5 protein-coding genes are annotated in these 7,771 nt (G+C 64.9%); 4 read left to right on the top strand and 1 reads right to left on the bottom strand.

Annotated features, from left to right (window positions below; all coding sequences use genetic code 11):
• From CAPSK01_RS16240 to CAPSK01_RS16230, 3 genes are all read left to right on the top strand, one after another.
• A partial coding sequence (locus CAPSK01_RS16240) for an efflux RND transporter periplasmic adaptor subunit (protein ID WP_273703864.1) occupies positions 1-1,042 on the top strand: 1,042 nt, incomplete at its 5' end.
• Positions 1,039-4,113: an efflux RND transporter permease subunit gene (locus CAPSK01_RS16235; RefSeq protein WP_034929037.1), complete on the top strand. Its 3,075-nt coding sequence runs from the start codon at positions 1,039-1,041 to the stop codon at positions 4,111-4,113. The genes CAPSK01_RS16240 and CAPSK01_RS16235, both read left to right, overlap by 4 nt.
• A gap of 241 nt (positions 4,114-4,354) precedes the next feature.
• Positions 4,355-5,437, top strand: a complete 1,083-nt coding sequence (locus CAPSK01_RS16230) for a PEP-CTERM sorting domain-containing protein (RefSeq protein ID WP_034929035.1) — start codon at positions 4,355-4,357, stop codon at positions 5,435-5,437.
• Positions 5,438-5,570: 133 nt separating this feature from the next.
• Here the strand turns inward: CAPSK01_RS16230 and CAPSK01_RS16225 are convergent, their stop codons facing one another.
• A complete protein-coding gene (locus CAPSK01_RS16225; protein ID WP_034929033.1) occupies positions 5,571-6,878 on the bottom strand; it encodes a tetratricopeptide repeat protein in 1,308 nt (435 codons plus the stop codon).
• Positions 6,879-7,214: 336 nt separating this feature from the next.
• Here CAPSK01_RS16225 and CAPSK01_RS23445 point away from each other — a divergent pair.
• On the top strand, positions 7,215-7,771 hold a 557-nt coding region (locus CAPSK01_RS23445; RefSeq protein ID WP_273703863.1), incomplete at its 3' end, for a tetratricopeptide repeat protein.

The raw sequence follows: 7,771 nt of genomic DNA, 5'->3' as shown, positions 1-7,771 counted from the left end.
GCCTGCCGGTCCGCCGGGAGGCGGGCCGCCGCCGCGCGTCGAAACGGCGCGCGTACAGGCCGCCGAACTGGCCCTCGATGCCACCGCCGTCGGTTCGCTGCGCTCGAACGAGTCGGTCGTTGTGCGTCCCGAGACGCCCGGTCGGGTCGCCGCGATTCACTTCAGGGACGGGGTCGCGGTCAGCAAGGGCTCGCTGCTGCTGGCACTCGACGCGGCAACGCAGGCGGCCGAACTCGACCAGGCGAAGGCCAATCTGGGACTGGCACAGACCAACCACCGGCGCACCCAGGATTTGTTCGCGAAAAAGTTCATCAGCCAGCAGGCGCTTGACCATGCCGAGGCCACGCTGAAGGTTCAGGAAGCCGCCTTGGCCCTGGCGCAGGCGCGCTTCGACAAGATGCGCCTGCGCGCGCCGTTCTCCGGCATCGTCGGCATTCGCAACATCAGTGTTGGTGACTATGTCAAGGAAGGGCAGGAACTGGTCAATATCGAGGATATCCGTACGCTGAAGATCGATTTTCGCCTGCCCGAGTCTTACCTGAGCCAACTCAAACCCGGACAACAGCTCGAAGTGTCGAGCGACGCCCTGCCGGGCCAGAGGTTTACCGCGGTACTTGATGCGATCAATCCGCTGGTCGAGGCCGGCGGCCGTGCGATTTCGCTGCGTGCGCACCTGCCGAACGGTGAAGCACGCCTGCGTCCCGGCATGTTCGTGCGTGTCCGCCTGATTTTCGAGCAACGCAACAATGTGCTGCTGATCCCGGAACAAGCGCTGGTTGCGGACAGCAAGGCGCCTTACGTTTACCGTGTCGTCGGTGGTCGGGCGCAACGTGTGCCGGTCAGGACCGGCCTGCGGCGCGACGGCCAGGTCGAAGTCGTCGAGGGCTTGCGCGCCGGCGACGAAGTGGTCAGCGCCGGGCAGATGAAGCTGCGCGATGGTGCCGCGGTGCGTGCCGTCGGCGAAGGCCAGGCCGAACCGCCGCCGGCAGCCGCGACCGTGCAGGGGGGCACGCCAGCGGCTGCACCGGGGGCGGGCCAATGAAGATTTCCGACCTGTGCATTCGCCGCCCGGTCTTCGCGACGGTACTCTCGCTATCGATCCTGCTCGTCGGTCTGGTCTCCTACACCCGCCTGCCGGTGCGTGAATACCCGAAGATCGACGAACCCGTGGTGACCGTCGATACCACCTATCGTGGCGCTTCGGCCGAGATCGTCGAGTCGCAGATCAGCAAGCCGCTCGAGGATTCGCTGGCCGGCATCGAGGGGGTCGACGTCATCACCTCGATTTCGCGCCAGGAGAACAGCCAGATTTCGGTGCGCTTCAAGCTTGAGCGCCATCCGGATTCGGCGGCGTCGGATGTCCGCGACCGCGTTTCGCGCGTACGCAACAAGCTGCCGGCCGACATCGACGAGCCGGTCATCGCCAAGGTCGAAGCCGACGCCAATCCGATCATCTGGATCGCCTTCTCGTCGGACCAGCACTCGGCACTCGAAGTCACCGATGTCGCCAATCGGATCGTCAAACCGCGCCTGCAGACGCTGCCCGGCGCTGCCGACGTGCGCGTCTTCGGCGAGCGCAAGTTCGCCATGCGCATCTGGCTTGATCGCGACCGGCTGGCGGCCTTCAACCTGATGCCACAGGATGTCGAGGATGCCTTGCGCCGGCAGAACGTCGAGGTGCCGGCCGGTCGCATCGAAAGCCGGAGTCGCGAGTTCTCGGTGGTCGCGCGCACCGATCTTGGCGAAGCGGCGCAGTTTGCCGGGATCATCGTCAAGCAGGCGAGCGACGCCAGGGGCAGCTATCCGGTGCGCATCGCCGACCTCGGTCGCGTCGAGATCGGTGCCGCTTCCGAGCGCAGCAGCGTGCGTTTCAAGGGTCGGCCGGCGGTCGCGCTGGGAGTCATCAAGCAGGCCACCGCCAACCCGCTCGAACTGTCACGGGCGCTGCGCGGCGAACTGCCCAAAGTGATCGGCGAGCTGCCGCCGGGAATGACCGCGAACATCGCCTACGATTCGTCGGTGTTCATTGACCGCTCGATCGACGCGGTCTTCAAGACCATCGGTGAAGCGATGCTGCTGGTGCTGCTGATCATTTTCATCTTTCTGCGCAATTTCCGGGCGACGCTGATTCCGCTGGTGACGATTCCGGTCTCGCTGATCGGCGCTTTTGCGCTGATGCTGGCGCTCGGCTTCACGATCAATACCCTGACCCTATTGGCGCTGGTGCTGGCGATCGGTCTGGTCGTCGATGACGCGATCGTCGTCCTGGAAAACATCTATCGCCACATCGAGGCGGGCATGCCACGGCGCAAGGCAGCCTTTCAGGGAGCGCAGGAGATCGGTTTCGCGGTCGTCGCGATGACCATCACCCTGGCTGCAGTGTATGCGCCGGTCGCCTTCATGACCGGGCGGACCGGCAAGCTGTTCGTCGAATTCGCGCTGACGCTGGCCGGCGCCGTTCTGGTTTCCGGTTTCGTCGCATTGACGCTGTCACCGATGATGTGCTCGCTGCTGCTCAGACACGAGGCTCGGCACGGCAAGGCCTACGTCGCCGTCGAAAACCTCCTGGACGCGCTGACGCGGGCCTACCGTCGTGTGCTGACCGCGGCACTGGCGCAGCGCTGGCTGGTGATGCTGGCGTTCGCGCTGGTCGCGGGGGCGAACGTCTTCCTGCTCGGCGCGCTCAAGTCCGAACTGGCGCCGATCGAGGACCGTGGCATCATCATCGGCGTCTTTCTCGGGCCGGAAGGCGCGACGCTCGACTACACCGACCAATACGCCCGGCAGATCGAGGACCTCTACGCGCATACCGCCGATGTCGAGCGCTACTTCGTCGTTGCCGGCAACCCGACTGTCAGCCAGGGCATCTCCTTTGTCGGTCTCACCGATTGGCAGGAGCGCAAGCGCAACTCGGCGGCCGTGGTCAAGGAACTGTTCCCGAAGTTTTCGGGAATTCCCGGCGTGCTGGCTTTTCCGGTTTTGCCGCCGTCGCTCGGTCAGAGCCCGCGTGAGCGGCCGATCAATTTCGTCATCGTCACCTCGGCATCGTACGTCGAGCTCGACAAGATCACTGCCAGGCTCCTCGACGAGGTGGCGAAAAACCCGGGTCTGACCAACGTCGATACCGATCTCAAGCTGAACAAGCCCGAACTGTCGGTGATCGTCAATCGCGACAAGTCGATGGATACCGGGGTGCAGATCGAAACCGTCGGGCGGACGCTCGAGACCATGCTCGGTGGTCGCCAGGTCACCCGTTTCAAGCGTGAGGGCGAGCAATACGACGTGATCGTTCAGGTCGCCAACGCCGATCGTTCGACGCCTTCCGACATCCGCGACCTCTTCGTTCGCGCCAGGGATGGCAGCATGATCCCGCTGGCCAACCTGCTCAGCGTCGACGAAACGGTCAGCCCGCGCGAACTCAACCATTTCGGGCAGCGCCGTGCGGTCACCCTGACCGCCAACCTGACCCCAGGCTACGCCATGGGCGAAGCGCTGCAGTTTCTTGAAAGCACCGCCGGGCGCGTCCTGCCGCCCGGTTACGCCATCGACTACGCCGGCCAGTCACGCGAGTTCAAGCTCTCGTCGTCGTCGCTGGCGCTGACCTTCATGCTCGCGCTGGCGTTCATCTACCTGGTGCTCGCCGCCCAGTTCGAGAGTTTCCGCGACCCGTTCATCATCATGCTGACGGTGCCGCTGTCGATGACCGGCGCACTGCTGGCGCTGCTCCTGAGCGGCGGGACGCTCAATGTGTACAGCCAGATCGGACTGGTCACGCTGGTGGGCCTGATCACCAAGCACGGCATTCTGATCGTCGAGTTCGCCAATCAGTTGCAGGCGCAGGGGCGCGGGGTCCGGCAGGCGGTGATCGAGGCTTCCGAACTGCGCCTGCGACCGATCCTGATGACCACTGGCGCGATGGTGCTGGGCGCAATTCCGCTGGCGCTCGGCAGCGGTGCCGGCGCCGAGAGCCGCCAGCAGATCGGCTGGGTCATCGTCGGCGGGCTGCTGCTCGGCACCTTCCTGACGCTGTTCGTCGTGCCGACGGTGTATACGCTGCTGGCCAGACGCCAGAGCGGGGTCGCGATGAGCAGGGCGGCCGGTGAGGCTGGCTGAATGGCAACCCGTGTTGTCGGCATTTCCCCTGGTAAGAGTAGGTGTCGAAAAATCTTACAGCGCGCCCCGAAGGAAACCAGGAATTACCCTGTGTCACCGCCCATTATTCGATCATTCATTTTTAATATGAATCAGTTGTCGATATATTGAAAAGCTTTGGCATGGTATTTGCTTGGTACCCTGCAGGTGCCTTTGAGTCCTCCCGGACAGGCCCTTCAACCTTTCTCAAAGGAGATATCAAATGCAATTTACTTCGGTTCTTCCAGCCCTTAAAAGGGCCAGCGCCGCTGCAGTCGGTGCCCTGGGAATCCTGGCCTCCGGCGCCGTTTACGCCGATTCGATTGCGCCCACCAGCTTCAGCGCCAGCCTCGGCGTCGGCGAGTCGGTGACCATCACCAAGACCGTCACCGTCACCAAAGAGACACCGACGGATGCGCTGATCGACGTGATGTTCGTTTTCGACACCACCGGCAGCATGGGTGGCGCGATTGCCGGCGCGAAAGCGATGGCGGGGGGTCTGCTCACCAGCCTCGGTTCATTCGGCAGCGTCGCGAGTGGGGTCGCTTTCTACAATGACCCGACTTTCGGTCTGGTGAAGGCACCTGTCGATTCGGTTAACGCGACCACCGTGGCCGCCATCTCCGGGCTGGGCGCCGGTGGCGGCGGTGATTACCCCGAACTGGGTTACGACGGCATCAGCGCTGCGGCGGCTGGTGGTGGATGGCGTGCCGGTTCGAACCGCTTCATCATCGCGCTCGGCGATGCCGGCTTCAAGACTCTCGGCGGCGCCACCCTTGCCAGCACGTTGGCGGCAATTGGCGGCGTTAGTGCCGATGTGATCGGTATCGACTTCTGCTCTTCATCCGGCACCTGCACCTTGGGTCCGACCTTTGCCAGCAGCATCACCGGCCTCGGCGGCTCGGTCTTCGCCTCTTCGACCACACCAGCCGCGATCGCCGCGGCGATCACCGCCGGCATCACCGCCAGCTTCGCCACCTACAGCAAGGTGACGGTCGATGATCTCGGCGGTGGTCTGCCCGAGATTTCAGTCTCCACCGTCTGCACGGGCGCCGACATCGGTTCCTGCTCGGGTTCCGACGCGGTCGGTTCGTACGACCGTTCGGTTGACCGCGTGTTCACCTTCGACTATACCTTCACGCGTGTGGCCGCTGGCGACAAGGACTTTGTCACCTTCGCGCTGGTCGACGACAAGATCGTGGCCCGCGAACTTGACAGCTTCAAGACTCCCGAGCCGGCCACACTGGTCCTGATGGGCATGGGCCTGCTCGGCCTGGGGGCAGCGCGCCGTCGCCGTTCAGTCTGACGTTTTCCTCTCCAGCGAGTGGAGAGGGGAGATATGCGACTTTCAGATTAAACGAATCGGTAGGGCAGAATGAAAAGCGGCCTGCGGGCCGCTTTTCTTTTGGGGAGCAGCATACCTCGGCCGCCCGCGCTCGCTACTTCGCCGAGAGTTGCTGCAGGCGCTGTCTGGCGTCGGCCGCGTGGTTGAAGTTCTGGTCGAGTTCGAGTGCTTTCTGCAGCGCGGCGACCGCTTCCTTCTTCTTGCCCTGCTCGGCATAGACCACCCCGAGGTGGTAGCGGAAACCGGCCTTCTTGGGGTTGGCGGCAACCGCCTTCTCGATCGCCTGCGCGGCCGGGCCGAGTTCACCACGGGCCCGGTGGACCCAGCCAAGCGTGTCCTGGATCGTCGTCACTTTGGGCGCCAGTTCAGCCGCCTTCCTGGCCCAGACCAGCGCGTCGTCGAGACGCTCCTTGCGCACCGCGGCCATGAAGGCGAGATTGTTGTACGCGCCATACATCATCGGGTCGTTCCGCACGGCCTCGAGGTAGGCCTGTTCGGCTTCGGCCCAGCGCTGCTGGCCTTCGAGCACGGTCCCGAGTTTGAAGAAGGCCAGCGCCGGGTTTTTGGTCACCTTGGTGGCGGAGCGATAGGTGTTGGCGGCCTGGTCGAGGTCGCCCCTGGCCAGATACAGGTCGCCGAGATCGATGTAGGCGGGGAAAAAATCCGGCGCCATGGCGATGATCTTCTGCTGTGCGGCCAGAGCCTGATCGAGTTTGCCCTGGGACGCCAGGAAGCGGGCGAGGGCGTGCGCGAACTTCGGGTCGGCAGGCGCAAGCCGGACCGCCTGCTCATACTCGGCGAGTGCCGCATCCGGGTGGCCTTGCGCCGCCAGCGTCGCGGCCAGACCCGCATGCGCCTGCGGATTGCCGGCGTCGAGCGCGATGGCCGCACGGTAGGCGTCTTCTGCCGGTTTTGCCTTCTTGAGGCCAAGCAGGGAGTTCTCGGCGAGGTTGAGCTGAGCGTCCACCGAGCGTGGGTCGAGCGCGACCGCCTTCTTGAAAGTGACCTCGGCTTCGACGAAGCGCCCTTGCTGAAACAGGTAGCGGCCCCAGGTGCGCTGCGTCAGCGCGCCGTTCGGATCGACCGACAGCGCCTGCTTCAGCCAGTATTCCACGCGGGCGGGCTTGTTTTGCCGTGCGGCGACTTCCGCCAGACCGATGTAGGCTGCGGACAGCTTGGGATCAACCCTGGCCGCTTCCGTGAATGCGGCCTCGGCGGCCACCAGCTCGCCGGCGTTCAATGCCTTCAGGCCGGCGTCCACCTTACCCTGTGCGGGAGACGTGCCGGGGAGCTGTACCCTCGGGGAATCCGGCGACGGAATGGGTGCTGCCGCGGTCGAGAACGGTTCTGCCGCCAACAGGGCAGCGATCAGTCCGGCGACGATCGATGGTCGATGAATCATGGGAGTCATGTCCTCCAGGAACGTGGATTGAGTCGGTCGGCCGCCACCCGCTGCCTGGGCCTGCGCGTCCACAACGGCCGTAGCCAGTTTTTGGCCAGTGTCGTCACCGTCCAGACGGCGCCGACCGATGCAGGGGAGACGCTGAGGAGGATCGGGAATCCAACGGGATTGCCGAAAGTATCGGTAGCCCGGTCAGGCCTGTCAACCGGCTTGACAAGATCGGCGTCGCCTCGCCCGACACGATGAGCGACAGGGTTTTCGTCGAGAGCGCACGTCAATTGGAGACGGCGTTCTGGCAAACGCCTTCACATCCTCGAGCATCTGCTGGCGCACGAGGTGCCGACCGCTCTCGCCGAGTTCCGGCGCGTGTTGCGGCCCGGCGGGATGGCGTATATCGTCGTGCCCGACGTCCAGAGCCTGGCCGGGAAGATCGCCAGCGGCGACCTGGAGGGCGAGTTGTACCGCTCGCCGATCGGGCCGATCGCGGTGCTCGACGTGCTCTGGGGACACCGTGCGTCGATTGCTGCCGGCCGGCACTACATGGGGCACCGTACCGGCTTCAGCGCCGCTACCCTGCAACGCCGGCTGACCGAGGCCGGCTTCGATCCGGTGTCGGTGGAGCGGCGGCCGCAGGCATTCGAGCTGTTCGCTTCGGCTGCACGACCGGCGGCGGTCGAGCCACTTTTCGAGAGCGCACGGCAGGCGCACACCGCCGGCCGCTGGGCCGCTGCCGAGGCGCTCTACGGCGAAGTCGTTGCGCGCTCGCCTGGACATTGGCCGGCATGGCTCGAACGTGGCGTCGTCTGCTGGGCGCTAAAGCAGCACGATGCCGCTCTGGCCCACGTTCGGCAGGCGCTGGCCATCGAACCGAACTTCGCACGCACGCAGGCGAC

Origin of the sequence: Candidatus Accumulibacter vicinus (assembly GCF_000584955.1) — a bacterium.
Taxonomy (GTDB): domain Bacteria; phylum Pseudomonadota; class Gammaproteobacteria; order Burkholderiales; family Rhodocyclaceae; genus Accumulibacter; species Accumulibacter vicinus.
Note: the sequence above shows the minus strand (reverse complement) of the source record. Positions and strands in the feature narration are given on the sequence as shown.

Coding starts and splice junctions, on each gene's coding strand:
- CAPSK01_RS16235 (WP_034929037.1), top strand. CDS start 1,039: ATGAAGATTTCCGACCTGTGCATTCGCCGCCCGGTCTTCGCGACGGTA.
- CAPSK01_RS16230 (WP_034929035.1), top strand. CDS start 4,355: ATGCAATTTACTTCGGTTCTTCCAGCCCTTAAAAGGGCCAGCGCCGCT.
- CAPSK01_RS16225 (WP_034929033.1), bottom strand. CDS start 6,878: ATGATTCATCGACCATCGATCGTCGCCGGACTGATCGCTGCCCTGTTG.